Source organism: Micromonospora sp. NPDC003944, assembly GCF_053605225.1.
In genome coordinates, this window is record NZ_JBSGIV010000001.1 from 235,596 (window position 1) to 257,483 (window position 21,888).

Below are 21,888 nucleotides of genomic sequence, written 5' to 3' on the forward strand. Positions count from 1 at the left end.
GCGGCGTCAACCGCCCAGGCGGTGCGCGGCGACCAACACCGGCCCACCCGGCACTGTCGGAAACCGGCGGACACCACCCAACCCCGCGCCCGCCAACACCTGCGCCATCCGGTCCGCGTCGAAGGCGTTACCACCGTTGCGTACGGCGTTCCACCTGTTGACGGCCGCCCGCAACGGATCCTCGGCCGGCGGGTTGGTGCCCGCGACCAACCACCCACCGGGTCGCAGTGCCTGCACCAGCCGGGGCAACGCCACCGTCAACGTCTGCTGAGGAATGAACGGCGCCGGCAACCACACCAGGTCGTAACCGCCCGGCTCGGCCACCTCCGCGACATCCTGACGGCGCAGACTGATCCGGTCCGCGACGTCACCCGCCTCGGCCAACTCCCCGCGGGCCAGGTCCAACGCGCGCGCCAACACGTCGATGCCCACCACCGACGCCCGGGGCAACGCGCGCGCCAACGCGACAGCCAACGCCGCCACCCCGGTGCCCACATCCAGCACCCGGGCGTCCACCGAGTCCAAACGCTCCGCCAGCCCCGGTAACTCGGGCACCACCCGGGTGGCCAACGCCCGGCCCGTCGCCGCCGACGCACGCCCCTGATGCAGCAACACCTCGTCGTCCACCTCCGCCCACCCGGCCCCGCGCGGCCCGGACGGCTCCTGCGCCGCCGCGGCGACCGCCTGCCGCAGTGAACTCAACCGCGCCTGCACGGCGCTGCGCCCGGTCGGCTCGTCGGAGGCCACCAGCGACGGGTGCGCGACCGGCACCCCACCATCGAAGGAGAGCAGACCAGCAGCCTCCAACACGGCACTGCGGTGCGGGGACGCCACGAGGACCTCGGCGAGCGGAGCCGACAGGGCATCACTCATGGTGCCGACAGCAGCCGCCAGAGCCCACGCCGACGCCTCCAACGCGGCCAACGGGTCCGGCGACCCGCCGGGCGGAGACGATGAGACAGACACGGCGCACCTTCCCCAGGGGCGGGCCACGGGTCAACCCCGCTCGTGGGTCACGAACCCCGCCTGGCCCCTCCGACTATGCCACCGCCACCAACACGCCGGGTGGGGTCCACCGCAGCGAACCCCACCCCGCGACGATCAGCGCTGCTGGTGCCGCGGCAACGCCGACTGGCCCACCACACCACCCACGAACGGCGCCCCCGGCGTCTCCGCGGCGATCCGGTCCATCGTGCGCGCCAACTGCTCACTACCGTCGTCGAGGTGCCGCGCCGCCGCCTGCATGTGCGACACCATCATCTCCCCGAAGATCCGCAACGCCTCCCGGGTCGCGACCGTGTCGTCGAAACTCGACCCGGCGGTGCTGCGGTACTCCGCCACCGCCCGTTCCGCCTCCTGCTTCGCCTCCGCCTCGGCAGCATGCAGGTAGCTCTCGTACTGCACCCGGGCGTACTCGGCGACCCGCCGCGCATAGTCGTGCGCCTGCGCGATGATCTGCTCCGCTTCCCGCTGCGCCGCCGACAGGAGATTCACCTCCCGCGCCGCCGGGACCTTCGACGCCGCCCCCGCACTCGGGATCACCCCGTGCCGGTGCAACTCCACCCGGTCGTTGAGCCGCTCGTTCTCCGCCCGCAACGTCGCGATCTGCGTCGCCAACAGATCCAACTCGTCAGCGACCTGCATCCGGAACCGGTCCACGTCAGCGTTGTCGTAACCACGCCGAGCGAACGACGCGGCACCGAACTCCCACCGCCGAACCCGATCAGCGGTGATCCGCACCTGCACACCGCCGGAAACCTGTACACCGTCATACCGACTGATCGGCGTCGCGCTCACCTGTACAAACCCCCGTTCGCGACTGCGGGGCTCGCAAGCTCACTCCTCGCGCTCACCTGACCCGCCCTCCGTTCGCGACTGCGGGGCTCGCAAGCTCACTCCTCGCGCTCACCTGTGCCCACCTCCCGAAGCGTCACCCGGAGCCGACTGCTGCACCGCCGTCCGCCACGCCGGGCCGTACCACTGCGCACCCAGGCCCTCGTGGTGCACCTGACCCGCGTGGAAACCCGCCTGAACCAACGTCCGCACCGCGTACGACACCATCTCGTCCGACCCACACACGAACACGTGCCGGGAACGCCAGTCACCGTCGGCCAACGCCCGGTCCACCGCCTGCACGAACTCCCCCGGCCGGTGCACGTCGGCACCCACCACGTACGTCACCGTCAACCACGGGTACGACGACGCCAACTTGTCGATCGCGTCGCTGTCGTAGAACTCGCTGCGGGAACGGGCACTCACGTACAGGTCCACCCGCCGCCGGGAGCCCTCCGCGGCCACCTGCTCCACCAACGCCTTCACCGGCGCCCAGCCGGTGCCCGCGACCAACAGCAGCAGATCACTGGAACCCGCCGACCACAACCCCAACCGGTCCCCCACCGGCGCCGCCAGATGGATCCGGTCACCCACCGCCGACCCGTACACCAGCCGCGACGACACCGCGCCACCCGGCGCGGCCCTCACATGCAACTCCAACGTGCCGTCCGCCCGCGGCGCGTTAGCCGGCGAGTAGTACCGCCACGACCGCACCGACGGGTGCGACACCCCGATCGACTGACCCGGCGTGAACGGCAACAGGTACTGCGGACGCACCGTCACCACCGCCACGTCGAACGCCCGCCGCTCGTGCGCCACGATCTCCGCCACCCACCACGGCGGATTCACCGCCTCGGCGGCCTGCGCGGCGTCCATCATCACCTGGGCGACCAACCCGTACGCGGCCGTCCAGTCCGCAGCCAACTCGTCGGTCCACTGCTCGGCGAGGAAGTGCTGCAACGTCGCCACCAGCGCCTCACCGACCGCCGGGTAGTGCTCCGGGCGGACCGCGAACTTGCGGTGGTCCGCGCCGAGATCCTGCAGAAAACTTACAAGCCCATCCACCTGGTCCACGTTGGACACGATGTGACCCAACGCGGTCACGAGGCGGTCCCGCTGACCGGCCATGTTCGTGGGGAACATCTGCCGTGTCTCAGGGTGGGCGAGGAACAACGTCGAGTAGAAGTAGAGCGGCACCTGGTCGCCGTGACCGGCGACCACCGACCAGCTCTGCTTGAGGCGAGCCGCGTCCACGCTCAGGCGCCCGACCGGTCTCCGGCAGCCACCACCTGGTCCTGCACCTGCCCCAGCACTGTCTGCACATCGGCAAGGATGTCCGCCGGCACACCCAGCTCGGTCAACGTCACCGTCAGGTACTCGCCCACCTTCACGAAGTGCCCCAACGGAATGTTCAACGGCTGGTGCGCCTCCGCCAGCCCACGACCGGCGTACTCGTTGGGACCACCCAGCACCACCGTCAACATCAACGCCAGGTGCCGACGCTGACCCGCCATGTCCACATTGGCGAAGTAACCGGCCAACTCCGGGTCGGCGAGCACCTTCTCGTAGAACAGGTCAACCGCGGCCTTGACCGAGCTGGCACCACCAATGCGGTCGTAGTGCGAAGCGGGCGCCGTCTCTTCCGTAACCGTCACGGTCGTTCCTTCCGGGGATGAAGGGTCCAGAACCGTGAGGGACCATAGCGTGTCGACCGCCTCCGGTCAGCGCCGCCTTATCGGATTCCCGACAACACGACGACACGGTGCGTCACCGTTACCGATCGGTATCTCCACAATCGGCCACCGGAACGACACCCACCGTATCCACAAAGGACCATCGTGGCCGGCACAACCCCGCCACCGTCACCGACGGTCGCGATGAAACCACCGAAAAAAAACCGAAAGTGGGGCCGGTCAGCCGGCGCGCCGCCGCGCCCGCCGCGCCGCCAACTCGTCACCCACCGGATCCGACGCCACCGCCGGCTCCACCGGGCCACTCACCGCCGGCTCCGCCGGCAGATGCGACAACGACCCCTGGATCTCCTTGAAAGCGCCACCTATCGCGATGCCGAAGACACCCTGGCCACCCTGCAACAGGTCGACCACCTCCTCCGGAGACCGACACTCGTACACCGTCGTCCCATCAGAGATCAGCGTGATCCCCGCCAGATCCTCCACACCACGCGACCGCAACGCCTCGATCGCCTTACGGATGTTCTGCAGGGACACCCCCGCATCCAACAACCGCTTCACGACCTTCAACACCACCAGATCCCGGAACGAGTACAACCGCTGCGTCCCCGAACCCGACGCATCACGGACGCTCGGCACCACAAGCGTCGTACGCGCCCAGTAATCCAACTGCCGGTAACTGATGCCCACCGCATGGCAGGCCGTCACACCCCGGTAGCCGACCGAACCGTCACCCTCAGCCGCCACACCTGGCGACGAGGCACCCGGCCCGTCGAAATCTGCACCCGGATCGGAATCCTGCGGCTCGTGCATCCGGACAACCTCCCCGTCAGTGTGGCGACGCATCGTTTCCGGGACGCGCACCCCTCGACATGGAAACCCTATAGCCACCGCCAGGGGTTACCACGGAGGAACCGACGCGACACGCCGCGCAGCCACCGAGAAAGATCACCAACCGAGCCCGGGCACACCTCAGCCCGCGAAATCCTCCGGACGCACCTGCTCCAGGAACTCGCGGAACTTCTCCACCTCGTCCTCCTGCTCGTCAGGGATGACGATCCCCGCCTCACTGAGGACCTGCTCCGCACAACGAATCGGCGCACCGACACGCAACGCCAACGCGATCGAATCGCTCGGCCGCGCCGACACCCGCACCCCATCGCCGATCAACAGATCCGCGTAGAAGACGTTCTCCTTCAGCTCGGTGATCTCCACCGCCTGCAAGGGCGCCTTCAACGCCGCCAACACATCCCGCAGAAGATCGTGGGTCAACGGCCGGGCCGGCTTGACCCCCTGCTGCTCATAAGCGATAGCCGTCGCCTCGACCGCACCGATCCAGATCGGCAGATAGCGGTCCCCCTCGACCTCCCTGAGCAGGACGATCGGCTGGTTGCTGGGCAGCTCCACCCGAACTCCGACCACGCTCAGCTCGCGCACCGCCGCCTCCGTGTCGTTGTCACCTACGCCGCACCGCGCCCTTCCCTGCACGGTACACGGACCGCGACACGGCCGTCCCATGCGCTACAGCACCACGCCCGCGCCGAAAAGGGGTTACCCCGGCAAGCCTACGGCACGCTTCCCCGAAGAGATCTTTCCGCTCAGCCGCCACCCACCGGGCACCCGTCACCGACCCAACGTCGACCGCAGACCCACCCGCACCAACGCCGCGTGCAACTGCTCCGACAACGCCACCAACTCACGCGCCGTCTCCGCCGCCCGCGCCCGCGCCGCCGGATCACTCTGCCGCGCCAACGGCGCCACCAACTGCGCGAACAAACCGACCTCCCGGTCCGCCGCCGTCCGATAACCCCGCAGGTGCCGCGGCTCCAACCCGTACGACGCCAACCCCGCCACCGCCGACGCGATGATCAGAGCATCCGCGTCATACCACCCCGGCGGATCCGACACCAGCACACCGAGCCGTTCCAACTCCACCAACGTCGACTCGTCGATCCCACTGCGCGCCACCAGATCCGCCCGGCCGAGCCGCACCTGCGACGACTCGGCCGGCTCCGCGACCTCACGACCCGGCACCGCACCATCAGGACCAACCGCCACCAACGCCGGCCGCGACCGCCCCGGCTGCTCACCAGACGAATCCCACTGGGCCAACTGCTCCCGGATCACCCGCAACGGCAGGTACCTGTCCCGCTGCGCGGTCAACACGAACCGCAACCGCGCCACATCGTCCCAGCTGTACTTCCGGTAACCCGCCGCCGTCCGCTGCGGCTCGACCAAACCCTCGGCCTCAAGAAACCGCAGCTTCGAAATAGTGGTATCCGGAAAATCCACCCGCAACTGCCCAAGCACCTCGCCGATGCTCATCAGCGGCTCAGACCGAGCCGCCCCGGGTGACGTGGAGGCCGCAGGCTCGTTCACCCCCGGCCGGCCTCCTCCTCCGGGCGCGGACCGGCGATGAACACCACCCGGAACTTACCGATCTGGACCTCGTCACCATTGCTCAACGTGGCCGCCTCAACCCGCTCACGATTGACGTACGTGCCATTGAGGCTGCCCACGTCCCGCACCGTGAACGTCCCACCATCACGGTGGAACTCCGCGTGCCGACGCGACACCGTCACGTCATCAAGGAAAATGTCACTGTCCGGGTGCCGGCCACTGGTCGTCACATCGTGGTCCAACAGGAACCGGGCACCCGCATTCGGGCCTCGACGAACCACCAGCAGCGCCATACCCGGCGGCAACGAACCGGACATCCGGCTCGGCACCACATCGGTATCCGGCCCCTCCAGCACTTCGTCGAGCGAACCGAGATTGAGCGTCGAAGTGACGTCGAGTGGGGGGAACTCGTCGTCTGGCCGCGTCATGGGACCACCTCACGGATCTGTTCGGTCGGCGTCGGGTAATGGCGGGTCTGGCCGCCGGGCACGTGCACACCCGGCGGCTGGCTCCCCGTGCCCGGGAAGGCAATTCCGCAACGCTCAACTATTGGGTTCTCGGTCGACTGGGCGAGCCTAGCCAGCGCCGAAATGCAGGGCAACCGGACGCGCGCAGACATCCCACGCGCCGGATCAAGCACACTCAGCCTTCGGTGATCTTCTGATACGCAGCCGCCGTCAGCAACCCATCCGTCGCCGTCGGATCATTCGGCGTGATCTCCACCAACCAACCCTCACCGTACGGATCAGTGTTGATCAGCTCAGGCGTGTCACCCAACGCGTCGTTACGCGCCGCCACCGTACCGGCCACCGGCGCGTAGATCTCCGACACACTCTTGGTCGACTCGATCTCACCCAACGAGTCACCGGCCGCGACCACCGCACCCGCCTCGGGCAACTGCACGTACACGATGTCACCGAGCGCGTCCTGCGCGAAGTGCGTGATGCCGACCCGGACCGAAGCCGTGCCGTCACCCGCCACCCACTCATGCTCGGCGGTGTATCGCAGATCCTCGGGAATCACCAGACGCGTCCTTCATCCATCGGTGCCCCGGACCACCCGGGTCCGGCGCGGCCGCGCCGGTCAGGAGACCGGACGGGCGTGTTCCAACTTGATCGGCACGTGCAGCGCCGAAACCTCGGCAACCTCACGCTCCCCAAACGTCACGTTACCGCCGTCACCCCGGACCGACGCCACCACCCCACCAGGAATGTTCAACGCCGTACGCATCGTCGCCGGATCACCGATCACCGTGATCGTGTACGGCCCCGTCAACCGACGCCCCTCCACCACCAACGACCCGTTGTCCCCATCGAGGAAGTACGTCGACGCGATGATCCGCACCGTCGCCCGATCCCCACCGGAAATCTGCATCGCCTCGGCGCCCGCACCCCGCAGCTCCTGCACCGCGTCCAACACCCGGTTAGCCGAGATCGGCTTCACCCCGGCGTCGAACTGCACCGTCAACCCCGGGCCCACCGCCGGCAACGTCCCCGCCAGGATGCCCAGCTCGTCCGCCCGCCGCGTCGCCTCGTCCAACGCCGCCTGACGACCCTGCTCACCCGAGCGCAACTGCCGCTGACTGTCCTCCAGAGCACGGATGTCCTGCTGCAGACGATTCTCCCGCGCATCCAGGTCCGACAGAATCCGGACCAGGTCCTCCTGCCGGGTCGCCCCCAACGTCGGGTCCGTCGACGTCGTCTTCAACTGCACGACCAACGTGAACCCCAGCAACGCCAACAACGCCGCGATCATCACCCCGGCCGTACTCCACCGGGACCGACCCGCCACCACCGGCGCCGCCGGCTCCTGCACCGGCTCGGCCACCTCGTCGGAAGCCGCACCCGGCTCCCCCGACCGCGACACCGCGCCCAGGTCCACCGTCGCACCGTCGTCGACCGGCTCCACACCCGGCTCCGCAGCAGGCTCGTCATCCGACGGCTGCGGCGCCAACGGGCTCAACTCATCCGGGTCCGGCGCATCCGGCCGCGGATCCGGCTCACCCGCCGGACCACCCGGCCGCACCGGTCCCGCCGGCTGCGGCCACCCGGTCCCCGTGTCGGTCTGCTCGTCACTCATCGCAACCCAACCTACGCCCGGAACAGGTGCCGGCGGATCGCCGCCACGTTGCCGAAGATACGCACACCCAACACAACGACCACACCCGTGGACAACTGCCCGCCCACCCCCAACTGGTCACCCAGATACACGATCAGACCAGCGACCAGCACGTTCGAAATGAACGACACCACGAACTGCTTGTCGTCGAAGATGCGGTCCAACCGGGCCCGCACCCCACCGAACACCGCATCCAACGCGGCCACCACCGCGATCGGCAGGTACGGCTGCAACGCCGCCGGCACCGTGGGGTCAAGCCACACGCCCAGCACCACACCGGCGAGCAACGCCAGCACCGCGATCATCGGCCACCTCCGGAGGGGCTAACAGTCGTCCCCGGACCGGACGACCCGGGACTGCCGGACCGGACACCCGACGCGGAAGGGCTCGGACTGACCGACGGCTTGGCGTAGCGTAGCTGCGGCTCCGGCGCCGCCGGCAGGGTGAGGTCGTCCGACTCCCGCACACCGAACGACAACCCGGTCCCCTGCGCGACCTTCCGCATCAACGCCGCGTTGCGGCTCTCCTCGAACTTGCGCCGCATCGAACCCGGCCCGATCGCCGACACCTCGTACGGCCCGGTCACCGGCCGGAAGTCCACGAGCATCGCCTCACCCGCCGACCGGATCGTCGACGTCGACGTCAACCGCTGCCCGTTGATGGCGATCGCTTCCGCGCCCGCGCTCCACAACGCGTTCGCCACCCCCTGCAGGTCGCTGTAGAGCACCCGCGGCGGCCCCGCACCGGCACCGGTCACCGCATCCGCGTTGTCCGGTGCGTCCGCCAACCGCACCACCACACCGTCACCACGCACCCGACCAAGCCCGGTGCTCGCCTCCAGGTTGCGCAACCGCGCGGCGGCCGACCCACTCAACGCCGCGTCACGCTGCCGACTGACCTCCTCGCGCAGCTGGTCCGCCCGCGTGGACAACCTGTCGGTCTCGCTCTCCCGCTCCTTGATCTGCGTCACCAGACCCGAACGGGCCTGGCTACGCCCCGGCTCGTCGGCCATCGTCTGCCGGTACGCCACCGCGAACAGGAAGCCGAGCATCACCACCACGACCAGGCTGACCGACCGCGTCGACCGGGCCCGCCAGCCCCGTGCCGCAGGGGAATCCGCCGAGCGCCGACGGGCGGCGGCCGCGTCCGCGTACCCCGGATCCAACGGGTTACGAAACAGCTCGGTGAGGAAGTCCGGCGCGTACACCCGGTCCTGGCCGGGTTTTCCCAGCCGCGGCGCGCTCACGCCGCCGCTCCCCGGCCGCGCGACGCGCGCACCAGCCGCGCCGCCTGTACGACGTACATCCCGCCGGCCACCCAGTAGAGCACCAACCCCCACCAGGCCAGCCCCCAGCCGATCGCGGCGGTGGCCGTCGCCGCGGCACTCCACTCGGTGGCCAACAGCAGCACCGGGAACGCCGCGAGCAGCAGGAACGTGGCGGTCTTGCCCACGTAGTGCACCGGCGGCGGCCCGTACCCGTAGCGGCGCAGCACCGCCAGCGACGCGAGCAGGAGCACCTCACGGGCCAGCAGCGCCACGGTGAACTGCCACGGCACCACCTCCCGGGCGGTGAAGGCGACCAGGATGGCGAGGATGTAGAGCCGGTCGGCGAGCGGGTCGAGCAGTTCACCGAGGCGGCTCACCTGGCGCAGGCGGCGGGCTATCCAGCCGTCGACCCAGTCGGTGGTGCCACCGATGGCCAGCACGACGATCGCCGCCACGTCGGCCCGCGCCACCAGGAACAGATAGAGGAACAGCGGCACGCCCAGCAGCCGCCCGAAGCTGATCAGGTTGGGCAGGGTGAGCACCTGGTTGCCGGGAGCCTCGTCACCGGTGTCCGGCGGTTGCTCTGCCCGAGCCGGCAGACGCGACACCGATCCTCCTCCACGGCACGTGGGCCCCCGGCCGACGCCGGGCGCGGCTGAGGGTCGTACGCGCTGTCGGGCCGACCAGCGCCGGCTCTCCCCTACGGCCCCGGACGGGGCCCCTTCCCCTGACACGGCCCGCGATCTCGGTGATCGCGGGCCGGGTAGGTGCGCTGCCACTATATCGGGCTCCCTCTGCCTGGCCGGGGCGCTGCGGGCTGTCGGTGCGGCTGTGCCGCACTGTGGCGTGGATCACCACGCGTAGAGCGTCCTAGGACACTAGTGGAAGGCGGGGGCGGCGATCAGGCCGTCTGGACTGCGGAGTCGGTCTGCTGCTCCGGCGCCGAGGTCGCCGCCCGAGCGAACCCGACAAGCGCCAGTAACAGGTCGTGCTGCATGCGCGCCGGCATCCGGTCCAGGACCGCCTGCACCGCGCGCTGCCGCCGCTCGGCCAGCTCCCCCAACAGGGTCAGCGCGGCAGCCGTCGGCACCAACCGCACCTCACGCCGGTCACGCGGGTCGGCCACCCGGCGCAGCAGCCCGGTCGCCTCCAGCCGGTCGCAGAGCCGGGACGCCGACGAGGGCACCACGTCCAGCAGCTCCGCCAGCCCGTTGACGTTGGTCTCCGGTCGACCGCTGATCAGCATGAGCACCCTCAGCTGAGTGGGCGGCACCTGGTGCCGCGACCCGGCCGAGTCGAGCACGGCGATCAGCGTCTCGGCGGCCGCGTTGATCGCCGCGGCGAGATCCGCAGGTCGCTCCACCTGATGTCCCCTGCCGTTGTCGCGCTGGTGCCCGCCCGGCAACGCGGCGGCGAAACTCACCCCACGCCCCGCTCACGTGGACCGTGCCAGTCGAGACAGACCACGACGGCGTCGTCCCGCAGATCGGACTCCGCATGGTAGGCGTGCAGTTCGCGCATCACCGTACCAACCGCCTCGGCCGGTGGCTGCAACCGCGTGGCGCGTAGGGAACGCGCCATCATCCGCTGCCCGTACGGTTCCTGGCCCGGCGGCTCGGCCGCCCACACCCCGTCGCTGACCACGAAGAGGCGGTCACCCGGCGCGAGTTGCAGCTCCTGGAGCTCGTAGCGGGTCTCGGCGAACATGCCCAGCGGCAGTTGCTGGTCCAGCTTCAACGGCTCGACGGTGGACCCACGCATCCGCAACAGGTGGGGGGAGCCCGCGTCGACCGCCCGTACCCGGCCGGCGCGAGTGTCCACCTCGAGCAGCAGGGTGGCGACGTACCGGGCGCCCCGGTGTTGGTAGAAGACCGTGTCCGAGGCCAACTCGGCCTGCTCCACCAGGCCGCCGCCGGAGCGACGCGCGTTGCGCATCGCGTTGACCGTGACGGCGGTCAGCAGGGACGCGGTCAGCCCACTGCCCTCTCCGTTGAGGACCGTCACGGTGAGACGGTCGCCGTCGAGCGACCAGTCGAAGTGGTCGCCACCCACCGTGTACGCCGGTTCGAGCTGACCGGCCAGGTCGAACGCGCGGTGCGCCACACCCCGACCGGGCAACAGGTCCCACTGCATCTCGGCGGCCATGGTCAGGCGCTCCCGACGCCGAGCCCGCCGGTACCTGTCGGTCTCCCGGTCCGCCGCGCGCATCGCCACCGCCAGGGCGCCGGCGATGTCCGCCGCGAGACCGGTGACCGCCGCGTTCGGTACGGTCGGCAGCTCGATCATCAGCACGCCCAGCCGTTCCCCCCACACGGTCAGCGGCAGGTAGAGCCGGCACGGGCCCTCGCCGTCGCGTACCGGCTGCTGACTGCTGAAACACCGCTGCGCCATCGTGTGACAGGACAGGAACCCGCCCGCCGGCAGGTCCGGGTCCAGCACCGGCCAGAGGCCGCTGATCCGGTAGTCGGCGACGAACACGTCGGTGCGCAGCGCCCCCATCGCCGACCGGATCGCCCGGTCCGCCGCCTCCGCCAACTGGTCGGGCGGGGCCTCGCGCAACGCGCGCGACACCACGTCCGGCGCGTCCACCATCGTCGTCCTCCCCCAGAAACTTGCTATAGGGCAAGTATCATACGGACGCCTCCGGATCGGCGATCAGCGCGGTCAGTCCCCCGTGCGGGTGGCGAGCACGCCGTGGAAGGCGTCGGGCACCTGCGCCGGCGGGCCCTCCGGCCGCCACTCGGCGACCGGGACCACCCCGTCGGCCGTCGGCGCCCACCGACCCAGCAGAGGGGTGAACGCCGCCGGTGGACGCATCCGGAACTGTGGGCCCATCATGGCCAGCGCGCGCGGATGACCGGCCAACTCCTCGGTGTCGAAGTCCACCGCGAGCAGGCTGCCGGGCGCCGCGGCAGCGTACAACTCGTCGAGGGTGCGGCTCAGCGTGGCGTCGTCGAGGAACGCGGCCAACCCGAGGAAGACCACCCCGACCGGCCGCCGGCCCCAGCCCGGCACGAAACGGTGCAGCTGCGCCGGGTCGATGGTGCCGATGTCTGTCGCGTCACCGAAGCCGTAACCGGCCCGGTCACTGCCGGCGAGGATGCTCTGCCCGAGTCGGATGGTGACCGGGTCGACGTCGGTGTAGAGCACCGTCGCGTCGGTGGCGACCTCGTGCACGTTGCCCATCGTCGGCACCCCGGCGCCGAACACCAGGAACCCGTCGACGCCCTCGGCGACCATGGCCCGCACGGCCCGGCCCAGGAACGCCCGCAGCTCCCGGAACACCGGCGCGCACGGCCCGTACGCCTGCTCGAACGCGCTGGCGGCGGCCACGTCCACGGGGAAGTGATGCTGCCCGCCGAGCCAGAAGTCGATCATGCGAGCGGTGCTCGGCTGGTCCGGTTCACCCATCGGCGGCGCTCCCTTCCCGGCCGGTCGTCGCCAGCGTACCGACCGGAGCGCGCTCAGCGGTATCGCGGCGCGGAGGCGTCCGGGCCCGCGATACTTGCCGCGAGCGGAGGTGGGCGGTGAACTCGGCGAACAACGCGGCGGTGGTGGTCGGCGTCGACGGCTCGGAGTCGGCGCTTCGTGCCGTACGACTGGCCGCCACCGAGGCGGCGCGCCGGCACCGACCGCTGCGGATCGTGCACGGCTTCATCTGGCCGCTGCTGCACGTGGCGGTCTCCCCCGCACCGGACGCGCCGCCCGGCGGCGGGCTGCGCCACCGGGCCGAGGAACTCGTCGAGGCCGCGGTGCGCGAGGCCGAGGCGACGGTGCCCGGGTTGTCGACCTCCGGCGAGATCATCGACGGTGAGGCCGCCGCGGTGCTGGTGGGCGAGTCCCCCACCGCCGCGCTCATCGTGCTCGGCGACCGCGGGTTGGGTGGGTTCTCCGCGCTCGTGGTCGGCTCGGTCGCGGTGCAGGTCGCCGCGTACGCCGACTGCCCGGTGCTCGTCGCGCGCGGCACGCAACGCCCCGACGCGCCGGTGCTGGTCGCGGTGGACGGCTCGGAGGCCTCCCGGCGGGCGGCGGACTTCGCCGCCGAGACCGCCGTCTCGCTCGGCGTGCCGCTGGTGGCGGTGCACGCCTACCGCCATCCGGGCAGCAGCGGACCGGGCGACATGCAACCCCTGGTGTACGACGAGGCGACGCTCCGCGGCGAGCAGGAGCGGATGCTCGCCGGGTGGCTGACCGGGCTCACCGAGGAGCACCCGGGTCTGCGGTTGACCTGCCAGGTGGTGCACGGTCGGACCGGAAGTGTGCTAGCCGAGGCGTCGCGCTCCACCCAACTGGCGGTCGTCGGTGGGCGCGGGCGCGGCGAGGTGACCGGGTTGTTGCTGGGGTCGGTGAGCCAGTCGATGCTGCACCACGCCGAGTGCCCGGTCGTCGTGGTCCGCGCGCCTCACTAGCCGGCCGGGGTTGGTCGGCCGCCAGGCGGGTAGACGGCCGCGGTACGCCCAGCGGACGGCGGGCAGCAGCAGGTGCCCAGACCGACGAAGGAGGCACAGATGCCAGGACCACGGCCGGGCAGTAACGCCTACGACAAGCAGCGCGCGCGGTTGCGCAACGCGATCGACGACTCCGGTCGCCGGGTGCCCGACGGCAAGGCCAACCAGGTCGCCAACCGGATCCTCCAGGAGGACCGCGGCCAGCGGGGCGTGGTGCGCGGCGACCGCACGTACGGCCCGAAGAGCGAGCGCGAACCGGGCGACCCGAAGTGAGCAGGGTCGACGTTGCCGACGGCGCGATCGCGGGCGCCGTCGGCAGCACCGCGCTGAACGTGGTCAGCTACCTGGACATGGCGCTGCGCGGACGGCCGGAGAGCGACACCCCCCAGGAGACCGTCGACCGGCTGGCCGGTATCGCGCACGTGGACCTGGGCAACGGGGCCCGGGCGGCCAACCGCCGCTCGGGCCTCGGGCCTCTGATCGGGTACGGGCTGGGCATCGCGGCGGGGGTCGGTTTCGCCCTGTACGCCGGTGGTCGACGTCAGCCGTTGCCGGTGGCCACCGGCCTGCTCGGCGCGGGCGTGATGACCATGACCGACGGGTCGATCACCGTGCTCGGGATCAGCGACCCGCGTACCTGGCGGCGCTCCGACTGGATCTCCGACATCATCCCGCACCTGGCGTACGGGTTGGCGGCCGCCGCCACCTGGAACAGGTTGCGGCGACCGCCAGGGCGCGGTCGCTAGGTCCGTCAGCGGGTGTCGCTGTCGTCCTCGGCCACCGGCTCGCCGGCCGGGCCGTACGGCGACACCTGCCCCTTGGGCACCGGTCGACCCGCGTCGCCACGCGACGTGCCACGGTTGGCCGGATGCCCACCCGGGGCGGGGCCCTTGTTGTCCTGGCTGGTGGCGCCCAGTGCGTTGCGGCGCAACTCCTGCTGCTGCGGGTTCGTCACGGGGTGTCTCCCTCCGGTACGGCAGGCGGCAGGAGCCGCCTCCGCCGCGGGCATACCCGCCCGCCCCGGTGGCATTCCGGCCACGGGCACCGGTGCGACGGCTAGCGCGTCCGTAACTGGGTAACCCGCCAAGATGGGCAATGAGCGACGGGTGGTGCGGGTCCTGCTCGACCGGCGCAGCCGCACGTACGCCGAGGAGGCCGGTATCCGGCTCTCCGACCGACCGGGGCCGCTGTACCAGCTGTTGGTGCTGACCACGCTGCTGAGCACCCGGATCCGGGCGTGTGTGGCGGTGGACGCCGCGCGCGAGCTGTTCGCCGCCGGGTACCGCACCCCGCAGGCCATGGAGGCGGCCAGCTGGCAGGACCGCGTCGACGCGCTGGGGCGGGGCCACTACCGCCGCTACGACGAGCGGACCGCCACCATGCTCGGCACCGGCGCCCGGCTGTTGCTGGACCGCTGGCACGGTGACCTGCGACGGCTGCACCGGGAGGCCCAGGGTGACCCCGCCGGGCTGCGGCGGCGGCTGACCGAGTTCCCCGGCATCGGCCCCACCGGCGCGGACATCTACCTGCGCGAGGCGCAGGCGGTCTGGTCGGACGTGCGCCCGTACGCCGACCGTCGGGCGCTGGCCGGGGCGAAGAGGCTGGGCCTGCCGGGCTCCCCGGACCGGCTCGCCGGGCTCGTCGACGAACCGGACTTCGGCCGGCTCGCCTCAGCGCTGGTGCGGGTGGCGCTGGGCGAGGAGTCCGCCGGCGAGGTCACCCGCGTCGCCGCCGGGTGAGGCGCTCACTTGACCGTCTTGTCTCCCGGGCGGGTGAGGTGCCACACCAGCAACGCGGCGAGCAACGCCAGGACCACCACCCCGCCGGAGATGCCACGGCCCTCCTCGGGGCTGCGGCCGGCGCTGCCGAAGTAGATCACCGCGAGGCCGGCCAGCACCGTGACGAACGTACGCAACCCTCGGTCCTTCACGTCTGGCACGCTAGGTGCGCCACGGTTGCCGTCGTACCATTTTGCGGTTTTTGTCAGTCTTCTGGGTGAACGGTCACCGCTCGGTGACGAACCCACAGAGCCGTACCCGGCGTACCGCCCGGTCGGCGACCTCCACCACCTGCAGGGTCAACCCGGGCAGCCGCACCGTCTCGCCCGGCCCCTCCGGCAGGTGCCGCAGCCGGGCCAGCACCAGACCAGCCACCGTCGTGTAGTCCCGCGACAGCGGGAAGCTCAGCCGTACCCCCAGGTCGGGCAGGTCGTGCAGCGGGAAGTCACCGGGCACCAGCAGCGACCCGTCGGCCTCCCGGACGACCCCGTGCACGTCACGGTCGGTCTCGTCGTACAACTCGCCGACCACCTCGGCCAGCAGGTCCTCCATGGTGACCATGCCGTCGATGCCCCCGTGTTCGTCGACGACCAGGGCCAGTTGCTGGTGCTCCTGCCGCAGCTGACGCATCGCGTCGGCGACCGGCAGGGTCACCGGCAGCAGCAGCGGCGCGCGGACCCGCTCCCCCACCCGGGCGGTGCCGGCCCGGACCAGATCGCGGATGTGCACCACCCCGAGCACCTCGTCCAGGCCGCCCGGACCGGTCACGGGAGCGCGGGACCGCCCGGCGGCGGCCAACTGCCGAACCCCCTCGTCGGCGGCCAGGCTGGCCGGCAAGGTCGTCACCTCCCTCCGGGCCACCAGGATCTCGCGCAGCGTCCGGCCGGCGATGTCGAACGCGCCGGTCAGGATCTCGCGCTGCTGGGCCGACAGGCCGCGCTGGCTGGCCAGCACCTCCCGCAGCTCCTCCTCGGTCATCTCCTGCCGGTTGGCCCGCGGGTCACCACCGGCGAGCCGTACGACCGCGTCGGTGGCCCGGCTGAGCAGCCACACCGCCGGCCGGGACACCCGGGCCAGCAGGTCCAACGGGCCGGCGCTCAGCAGCGCCCACCGCTCGGCCCGCTGCATCGCCAGCCGCTTCGGGGCCAACTCGCCGAGCACCAACGTGACGAACGTCAGCAGCACCGTCACCAGCAGCACCGCGGCGGGACGCGCCGCCGCGCCGAGGAACCCCAACGGGCCCACAAGCGGGCCGGCCAACGACACCGCGGCCGCCGCCGAGGCGAGGAACCCGGCCAGGGTGATGCCGAGTTGGATGGTGGCCAGGTAACGGTTCGGGTCGCGGGACAGCCGCACCAACCGGTCGCCGGCGCGGCTGCGCCGACCCAGCCGCCGCAACTGCCCCTCGCGCAGGGTCACCAGCGCCATCTCGCTGCCGGAGAGCGCGGCGTTGACGAGCACCAGCACGGCCACCAACGCCAACTGCCCGACCTGACCGCCCATCGCACACCCCCGTCCGCCTCCTGAGGCCACTCAACCGCAGCAGGGCGCACCGCGGGTCCGGTTTGCGGGCGCGCCCCCGCTCAGTCGACCTCCAGGTCGTCGAGCGAGATGGAGTGCGTCATCAACCACCGGGCCAGCGCCGACATCCCGAACAGCCACAGCGGCACAGACTCGGTGGGGCCGTTTGTGGCGTAGATGGCGAAACGGAGGTCCGGCGCCCGGTACGCCTCGATCCGCCACTGGTGCTGCCGGTCGCGCCAGACCGCCGAAGGGTCCATGGCGTCACCGTAGGTGACCGACGTCGACCGGGTGGCCGGTTGGCCCAGCACGGCTGCCGCAGCGCTCAGGTGACGACGATCCGGGCGTCGTCGGGCAGTCGGCGGGTCGCGCCCCGCCGGTCCAGCAACTCCAGCAGAGGCACCGCCACCCGGCGGGTGGTGTCCAACGCCTGCCGCGCCGCGGAGAGGGTGAACGGCTGCGGCAGCCCGGCCAACACCCGGACCGCGTCGTCGAGCACGTCGGGCAGCAGCACCACGTTGTCGGCCAGCCGCAACAGAGCCCCGGCACGCACGGCGGCGCCGATCTCGCGGGGGCCCAGACCGAGGTCGACGAGGTGGTCCGTTTCGGGGGCGCGGAAGGGCCGGTCGCCGTACTCGGCGCGGACCCGCTGCACGGCCCGGGCGACCGCCTCGGGCAGCACGTCGACGCCGGCCGCCCCGACCCGACCGGCGTGGATCCGCAGCGGCGGCCGGACCAGCGCCTCGACCAGCACCCGGTCGGGCAGGGCGAGACGCTGACGCAGCGCGTCGACAGGCATGCCGGGCTCCAGCGGGTGCTCCCGCGCGTACCGGGTGACCTCCTCGGTCAGCCGCTCACCGAGCCCCCGCCAGTGCGCGGGGTCGGCCAACCAGTCGCCGGCCACCGGCTCGGCGTGCACCGGCACACCCATCCGGATCAACGCGCCGGCCCTGATCAGCCGGCGACGGCGCAGCTCCCCCGCCAGGTCGGGTCGACCGTCCAGGTCGGCGAGGACCTGCGCGCGGGCGGCGGCCGCACCCCGTCGGCCCAGCGGTGGGGGTGCCACGTCAAGCACCCGCACCCCGCCGCTGACGTGGTGACGGCCCGGGTCCCGCAGCAGCGCCCGGTCGCCCACCAGCAGCGGCAACGGGCGGGCCAACCGCAGCCGCACGGTGTCCGGACCGAGCGGGCGCACCCGTACCGGCACCGCCGCCGACCCGACGTGCAGGGTGAGGGTGGCCGGCAGGTCGCCGACGGGATCGCCGGTGAGCCGGACGTCGACGAGGTCGGTGTGGTGAAACCGGCCCGGGGTGAGCAGCGCGTCACCGCGGCCGAGCCGGTCGCGGGGCGTACCCCGCAGGTTGACCGCCACCCGGGCGACCGCCGTCGCCTCCGGGCGGGCCTCGCCCAGGCAGTGCAGGCCACGGACCCGGACCGGTTCGTCGGCGCCGGCCAGCTCCAGCTCGTCGCCGACCCGCAGCCGGCCACCGCCGAGGGTCCCGGTGACGACTGTTCCACTGCCCCGCACGGTGAAGCTGCGGTCCACCCAGAGGCGGACCGGGTCGTCCACGACCGGCGCGGGCAGCTCGGCGGCGAGACGGTCCAGGGCGGCCCGCAGCTCCGGCATGCCGGCGCCGGTCAATCCACTGACCGCCACCGCCGGCACCGCGCCGAGGCTGGTCGCGGCGATCTCGGCGCGGGCACGGGCCGTGGCCGGGCCCGGGTCGGCCAGGTCCGCGCGGGTCACCGCCAGCAGGCCGTACCGGACACCGAGCGCGTCGAGCGCGGCCAGGTGCTCGGCGGACTGCGGCATCCAGCCCTCGTCGGCGGCCACCACGATCAGCGCCGCCGGAACCGGGCCGACCCCGGCGAGCATGTTCGGCACGAACCGCTCGTGCCCGGGTACGTCGACGAAGGCGACGGTGCCGCCGGATGGCAGCGTCGTCCAGGCGAAGCCCAGGTCGATGGTCATCCCCCGGCGGCGTTCCTCGGCCCACCTGTCGGGTTCCATCCCGGTCAGCGCCCGGACCAGTGTCGACTTGCCGTGGTCGATGTGCCCGGCGGTCGCGACGACGAACACGCTCAGTCGTCCCCGGGTACGCGCAGCACCGCCGCGCGGACGGTGTCGTCGGCGTCGGCGGGCACACAGCGCAGGTCGAGCAGGAGTCGCCCGCGCACCACCCGGCCGAGGACCGGCCGGTCGCCGGTGCGCAGCGGGAACGCGTACCGCTCGGGCAGGCTCAACGCCCACGAGTCCAACTCCACGCCGGGGGCGCCGCCCCCGCCGACCACCGCGACGGCCGGCACCACCTCCGCCTTACGGCCGTCCGCGCCGAGGCGGTCCCGCAGCCGCTCCACCCGTTCCCGCAGAACGCCCGGGTCGGCGTGCAGCGCCGCCCGGGTGGGGGTGTCCGGTCGGTGCAGGGTGGCGGCGAGCGCGGCAAGGGTGAGCTTGTCCACCCGCAGCGCCCGGGCCAGCGGGTGACGGCGCAGCCGGTCGACCACCTCGGCGTCGCCGAGCAGCAGCCCCGCCTGCGGCCCACCGAGCAGCTTGTCGCCGCTGGCGGTGACAAGTGCGGCGCCGGCGCGCAGGGTGCTCGCCGCGTCTGGTTCGTCGGGCAGCAACGGGTCCGCGGTGAGCAGACCGGAGCCGATGTCGGCGACCACCGGCACCCCGAGGGTGGCCAGTTGCCGCACCGGGGTCGCCGAGGTGAAGCCGGTGACCTGGAAGTTCGACGGGTGCACCTTGAGCACGAAACCGGTCTGCGGGCCGAGCGCCGCCGCGTAGTCCGCGAGTGTGGTGCGGTTGGTGGTGCCCACCTCGCGCAGCCGCGCGCCGGTGCTCTCCAGCAGGTCGGGCAGGCGGAAACCGTCCCCGATCTCGACCAGCTCGCCCCGGCTGACCACGATCTCCCGGCCGGCGGCCAACGCGGTGGCGGCGAGCACCAGCGCGGCGGCGCCGTTGTTCACCACGTGCACGGCGGCCGCGTCGGGCACGGCGGCGGCCAACGCGTCGAGCGCGCCCCGGCCGCGGCGGGCCCGCCGGCCGCTGGCCAGGTCCAACTCGACGTCGGTGTGCCCGGCGGCGGCCACCACCGCGGCGACCGCGGCGGACGACAACGGCGCCCGGCCCAGGTTGGTGTGCAGCACCACACCCGTGGCGTTGAGGACCGCCCGGGGGCCGGGCGCGGGCAGCGCGGCGACCGCGTCGTCGCGTACCTCGTCGGGGTTGATCTCACCGCGGCGGGCGCGGTCCTGCGCGCGGGAGACGACCGCCTTGACCTGCTCCCGGCCGAGAGTCGCGGTGGCGGCGGCCAGCACCGGATCGGCAAGCAGCGTATCCGTACGGGGTACCCGGCGTCGCGGGTCCACCGGGCCGTCGCCCATCACGTCATCTCCTGCAAGCGGTGTGGCGGAGACGGACGGGAATCGAACCCGCCTGGCCCGGGTCCCGGACCACTCCGGTTTTGAAGACCGGGAGGGGCACCAGCCGCCTGAACGCCTCCACCGGACATTCGATCACACCGCGGGCGGGTCCGCCCGATCAGATGGAAGATCCATGGCGGCCCGCCGCGCTTCCACCCGCTCGCGCTGCGGCACCACCGTGTACCGGGGGTCGCGGGCCGAGGCGACACCGCCGTAGAAGATGCCGAACCGGGTCAGCACCGACGCGGCCAGCAGCGCGCCACCGGAGAGCGCCCCGACCAGCCGGTGACGCCGCCCCAGCAGCGCGCCCGCCACCCCGCCGACGGTCAGCATCCGCGCGGCGCGCAGCATCCGGCCCGGTCGTCCCAGTCGGTAGGGCTCGCTGAGCAGGCCGAGGCGGCTCTCCACCCGATGCGTGCCGTACAGCTCCAGGGCCGCGCCGGCCACCGCCATCCGGCGGGCCGGCCCGGCCTGGGCCGGTGGCGCGGCGAGCAGACCCACGCCGGCGCCGCTGGCCAACGCGCTGCCCGCGAAGATCACCGGCAACTCGGGGTACGCCTCGTGCCACGACGGCACCGCCGTGTCGGCGAGCAAAACCCCGGTGTACGTGGCCAGCGCCGGCGCGGTGCCGGCGGCGAGCAGCCCGGCGGTGTGCCCGACCGGCGGCAACGCCCGGCCGACCAGCCCCAGCAGACCGCGCCGGGGCAGCAGCCCGGCCGCCTCGGCGATCGCGGCGACGCCCGCCGCCGGCCCGTACGCGGTGAGGATCCAGGTGCCCATCGACATCGGCGAGGTCGGCTTGGCCACCCGGAGCATGTGGTGGAACCGCGCCGGCCGGCCCAGGTCCTTGACCAGGAAGACGGCGCTGGCGCTGACCGCGGCGAGCGCGGTGACCCGACCCGCGCGCCGCAGCGCCGGCCGCCCGGTGAGCTGCCCACCCGCGGCGAGCAACGACGAGCCGGCGGCCAACCCACCGGTGAACAGGTACGCGGCGATGTCCCACGTCCAGACCGGCCCCTTGAGGATGGGCCGACCGTAGTACGACGTGAACTCGGCCTCCGGCACCCGCAGTTCCTCGCTGCCGCCGCCGCGCCGCCGACGCCGCCGGCCGTCGGCGTCTCGCCGTACCGTCAGGTCGCCCCGGGGGTTGCTCACCCAGGGCCGGTTGCCGTTCTCGTCGGCGAGCCGCTCCCGGAAGCGACGGAACCGATCGCCCACGGGGCCTGGTGAGGTCATGAGGAACCTCCGACGAACGCGGCGACGGTCGCCGCCGCCATGGCGAGCGCGGCGAGGCCGGCGTGTTTCCACATGGCGGGTAGGTCGCGGGTGGTCACCACCGGGTCCGGCGGCAACCCGTACACCTCGGGCTCGTCCAGGAGCAGGAAGAACGCCCCGTCACCACCCAC

At 72.2% G+C, this 21,888-nt stretch carries 27 protein-coding genes, 1 tRNA gene and 1 pseudogene; 4 read left to right on the forward strand and 25 right to left on the reverse strand.

The features are described 5' to 3' along the window. Nucleotides 1-6: 6 nt before the first annotated feature. From ACWER9_RS01080 to ACWER9_RS01155, 16 genes are all read right to left on the reverse strand, one after another. Nucleotides 7-966, reverse strand: coding sequence for a methyltransferase domain-containing protein (locus tag ACWER9_RS01080; RefSeq protein ID WP_452299851.1), 960 nt, complete (start codon nucleotides 964-966; stop codon nucleotides 7-9). Nucleotides 967-1,101: 135 nt separating this feature from the next. Further along, complete coding sequence (locus ACWER9_RS01085; RefSeq protein ID WP_452299852.1) at nucleotides 1,102-1,797, reverse strand: DivIVA domain-containing protein; 696 nt, start codon at nucleotides 1,795-1,797, stop codon at nucleotides 1,102-1,104. A 108-nt stretch (nucleotides 1,798-1,905) separates the two neighbouring features. Then, nucleotides 1,906-3,087, reverse strand: a complete 1,182-nt coding sequence (locus ACWER9_RS01090) for a globin domain-containing protein (RefSeq protein WP_452299853.1) — start codon at nucleotides 3,085-3,087, stop codon at nucleotides 1,906-1,908. A gap of 2 nt (nucleotides 3,088-3,089) precedes the next feature. Further along, nucleotides 3,090-3,488: a group I truncated hemoglobin gene (locus tag ACWER9_RS01095; RefSeq protein ID WP_452299854.1), complete on the reverse strand. Its 399-nt coding sequence runs from the start codon at nucleotides 3,486-3,488 to the stop codon at nucleotides 3,090-3,092. 258 nt (nucleotides 3,489-3,746) lie between these two features. Beyond that, nucleotides 3,747-4,337 carry a MerR family transcriptional regulator gene (locus ACWER9_RS01100; RefSeq protein WP_452299855.1) on the reverse strand — a complete coding sequence of 197 codons (591 nt, stop codon included), beginning with the start codon at nucleotides 4,335-4,337 and terminating at the stop codon, nucleotides 3,747-3,749. A gap of 159 nt (nucleotides 4,338-4,496) precedes the next feature. Then, nucleotides 4,497-4,961 (reverse strand): bifunctional nuclease family protein, encoded by a 465-nt coding sequence (locus tag ACWER9_RS01105; protein ID WP_030327706.1) that lies wholly within the window; start codon nucleotides 4,959-4,961, stop codon nucleotides 4,497-4,499. Nucleotides 4,962-5,147: 186 nt separating this feature from the next. Continuing rightward, complete coding sequence (gene ftsR, locus ACWER9_RS01110) at nucleotides 5,148-5,849, reverse strand: transcriptional regulator FtsR (protein WP_452299856.1); 702 nt, start codon at nucleotides 5,847-5,849, stop codon at nucleotides 5,148-5,150. A gap of 50 nt (nucleotides 5,850-5,899) precedes the next feature. Further along, nucleotides 5,900-6,352 (reverse strand): oxoglutarate dehydrogenase inhibitor Odhl, encoded by a 453-nt coding sequence (odhI, locus tag ACWER9_RS01115; RefSeq protein ID WP_007071101.1) that lies wholly within the window; start codon nucleotides 6,350-6,352, stop codon nucleotides 5,900-5,902. A 214-nt stretch (nucleotides 6,353-6,566) separates the two neighbouring features. Beyond that, entirely contained in the window at nucleotides 6,567-6,947 is a 381-nt protein-coding gene (gene gcvH, locus ACWER9_RS01120) for a glycine cleavage system protein GcvH (protein ID WP_196926700.1), read from the reverse strand. Nucleotides 6,948-7,007: 60 nt separating this feature from the next. Next, on the reverse strand, nucleotides 7,008-8,003 hold the full coding sequence (locus tag ACWER9_RS01125) for a DUF881 domain-containing protein (RefSeq protein ID WP_452299857.1): 996 nt from the start codon (nucleotides 8,001-8,003) through the stop codon (nucleotides 7,008-7,010). 11 nt (nucleotides 8,004-8,014) lie between these two features. Continuing rightward, entirely contained in the window at nucleotides 8,015-8,347 is a 333-nt protein-coding gene (locus tag ACWER9_RS01130) for a small basic family protein (RefSeq protein WP_030327710.1), read from the reverse strand. Next, nucleotides 8,344-9,288 carry a DUF881 domain-containing protein gene (locus ACWER9_RS01135; protein WP_452299858.1) on the reverse strand — a complete coding sequence of 315 codons (945 nt, stop codon included), beginning with the start codon at nucleotides 9,286-9,288 and terminating at the stop codon, nucleotides 8,344-8,346. The genes ACWER9_RS01130 and ACWER9_RS01135 overlap by 4 nt, the downstream gene beginning before the upstream one ends. Next, nucleotides 9,285-9,917, reverse strand: coding sequence for a CDP-alcohol phosphatidyltransferase family protein (locus tag ACWER9_RS01140; protein ID WP_452299859.1), 633 nt, complete (start codon nucleotides 9,915-9,917; stop codon nucleotides 9,285-9,287). Before ACWER9_RS01140 ends, ACWER9_RS01135 begins: the two co-directional genes overlap by 4 nt. Nucleotides 9,918-10,210: 293 nt before the next feature. After that, nucleotides 10,211-10,672, reverse strand: a complete 462-nt coding sequence (locus tag ACWER9_RS01145; protein ID WP_452299872.1) for a MarR family winged helix-turn-helix transcriptional regulator — start codon at nucleotides 10,670-10,672, stop codon at nucleotides 10,211-10,213. A 56-nt stretch (nucleotides 10,673-10,728) separates the two neighbouring features. Next, the gene (locus ACWER9_RS01150) at nucleotides 10,729-11,901 is read right to left on the reverse strand and encodes a PP2C family protein-serine/threonine phosphatase (RefSeq protein WP_452299860.1); all 1,173 of its coding nucleotides are present in this window, start codon (nucleotides 11,899-11,901) and stop codon (nucleotides 10,729-10,731) included. 72 nt (nucleotides 11,902-11,973) lie between these two features. After that, nucleotides 11,974-12,720: an SAM-dependent methyltransferase gene (locus ACWER9_RS01155; protein WP_452299861.1), complete on the reverse strand. Its 747-nt coding sequence runs from the start codon at nucleotides 12,718-12,720 to the stop codon at nucleotides 11,974-11,976. Nucleotides 12,721-12,836: 116 nt separating this feature from the next. Between ACWER9_RS01155 and ACWER9_RS01160 the strand changes: the two genes are divergently transcribed. The 3 genes from ACWER9_RS01160 to ACWER9_RS01170 all read left to right on the forward strand — a co-directional run bounded on the left by ACWER9_RS01160 (nucleotide 12,837) and on the right by ACWER9_RS01170 (nucleotide 14,503). After that, nucleotides 12,837-13,718 (forward strand): universal stress protein, encoded by an 882-nt coding sequence (locus ACWER9_RS01160; RefSeq protein ID WP_452299862.1) that lies wholly within the window; start codon nucleotides 12,837-12,839, stop codon nucleotides 13,716-13,718. A gap of 99 nt (nucleotides 13,719-13,817) precedes the next feature. Then, nucleotides 13,818-14,030, forward strand: coding sequence for a phosphatidylethanolamine-binding protein (locus ACWER9_RS01165; protein WP_088989541.1), 213 nt, complete (start codon nucleotides 13,818-13,820; stop codon nucleotides 14,028-14,030). Then, on the forward strand, nucleotides 14,027-14,503 hold the full coding sequence (locus ACWER9_RS01170; RefSeq protein ID WP_357350397.1) for a hypothetical protein: 477 nt from the start codon (nucleotides 14,027-14,029) through the stop codon (nucleotides 14,501-14,503). Before ACWER9_RS01165 ends, ACWER9_RS01170 begins: the two co-directional genes overlap by 4 nt. Before the next feature lie 5 nt (nucleotides 14,504-14,508). Here the strand turns inward: ACWER9_RS01170 and ACWER9_RS01175 are convergent, their stop codons facing one another. Continuing rightward, nucleotides 14,509-14,712 (reverse strand): hypothetical protein, encoded by a 204-nt coding sequence (locus ACWER9_RS01175; protein WP_278146074.1) that lies wholly within the window; start codon nucleotides 14,710-14,712, stop codon nucleotides 14,509-14,511. A gap of 133 nt (nucleotides 14,713-14,845) precedes the next feature. On the opposite strand from ACWER9_RS01175, the gene ACWER9_RS01180 reads away from it, so the two are divergent. Continuing rightward, a complete protein-coding gene (locus ACWER9_RS01180) occupies nucleotides 14,846-15,496 on the forward strand; it encodes a hypothetical protein (protein WP_452299863.1) in 651 nt (216 codons plus the stop codon). 5 nt (nucleotides 15,497-15,501) lie between these two features. On the opposite strand, the gene ACWER9_RS01185 is transcribed toward ACWER9_RS01180, so the two are convergent. The 8 genes and pseudogenes from ACWER9_RS01185 to ACWER9_RS01220 form a co-directional block, all read right to left on the reverse strand. Further along, a complete protein-coding gene (locus ACWER9_RS01185; protein WP_036410487.1) occupies nucleotides 15,502-15,687 on the reverse strand; it encodes a hypothetical protein in 186 nt (61 codons plus the stop codon). Between the two features lie 73 nt (nucleotides 15,688-15,760). Next, nucleotides 15,761-17,038, reverse strand: coding sequence for a hemolysin family protein (locus tag ACWER9_RS01190; protein ID WP_452299864.1), 1,278 nt, complete (start codon nucleotides 17,036-17,038; stop codon nucleotides 15,761-15,763). Nucleotides 17,039-17,118: 80 nt separating this feature from the next. Then, the gene (locus tag ACWER9_RS01195) at nucleotides 17,119-17,316 is read right to left on the reverse strand and encodes a hypothetical protein (RefSeq protein WP_088989536.1); all 198 of its coding nucleotides are present in this window, start codon (nucleotides 17,314-17,316) and stop codon (nucleotides 17,119-17,121) included. A gap of 65 nt (nucleotides 17,317-17,381) precedes the next feature. Then, complete coding sequence (selB, locus tag ACWER9_RS01200; RefSeq protein ID WP_452299865.1) at nucleotides 17,382-19,136, reverse strand: selenocysteine-specific translation elongation factor; 1,755 nt, start codon at nucleotides 19,134-19,136, stop codon at nucleotides 17,382-17,384. Nucleotides 19,137-19,138: 2 nt separating this feature from the next. Then, entirely contained in the window at nucleotides 19,139-20,443 is a 1,305-nt protein-coding gene (selA, locus tag ACWER9_RS01205) for an L-seryl-tRNA(Sec) selenium transferase (protein WP_452299866.1), read from the reverse strand. A gap of 23 nt (nucleotides 20,444-20,466) precedes the next feature. Beyond that, nucleotides 20,467-20,562: transfer RNA gene (locus ACWER9_RS01210), tRNA-Sec, on the reverse strand. A 13-nt stretch (nucleotides 20,563-20,575) separates the two neighbouring features. Next, the gene (nrfD, locus tag ACWER9_RS01215) at nucleotides 20,576-21,718 is read right to left on the reverse strand and encodes an NrfD/PsrC family molybdoenzyme membrane anchor subunit (protein ID WP_452299867.1); all 1,143 of its coding nucleotides are present in this window, start codon (nucleotides 21,716-21,718) and stop codon (nucleotides 20,576-20,578) included. Further along, nucleotides 21,715-21,888: pseudogene (locus ACWER9_RS01220) on the reverse strand (4Fe-4S dicluster domain-containing protein); the annotation flags it as partial. The pseudogene ACWER9_RS01220 and the gene nrfD, both read right to left, overlap by 4 nt.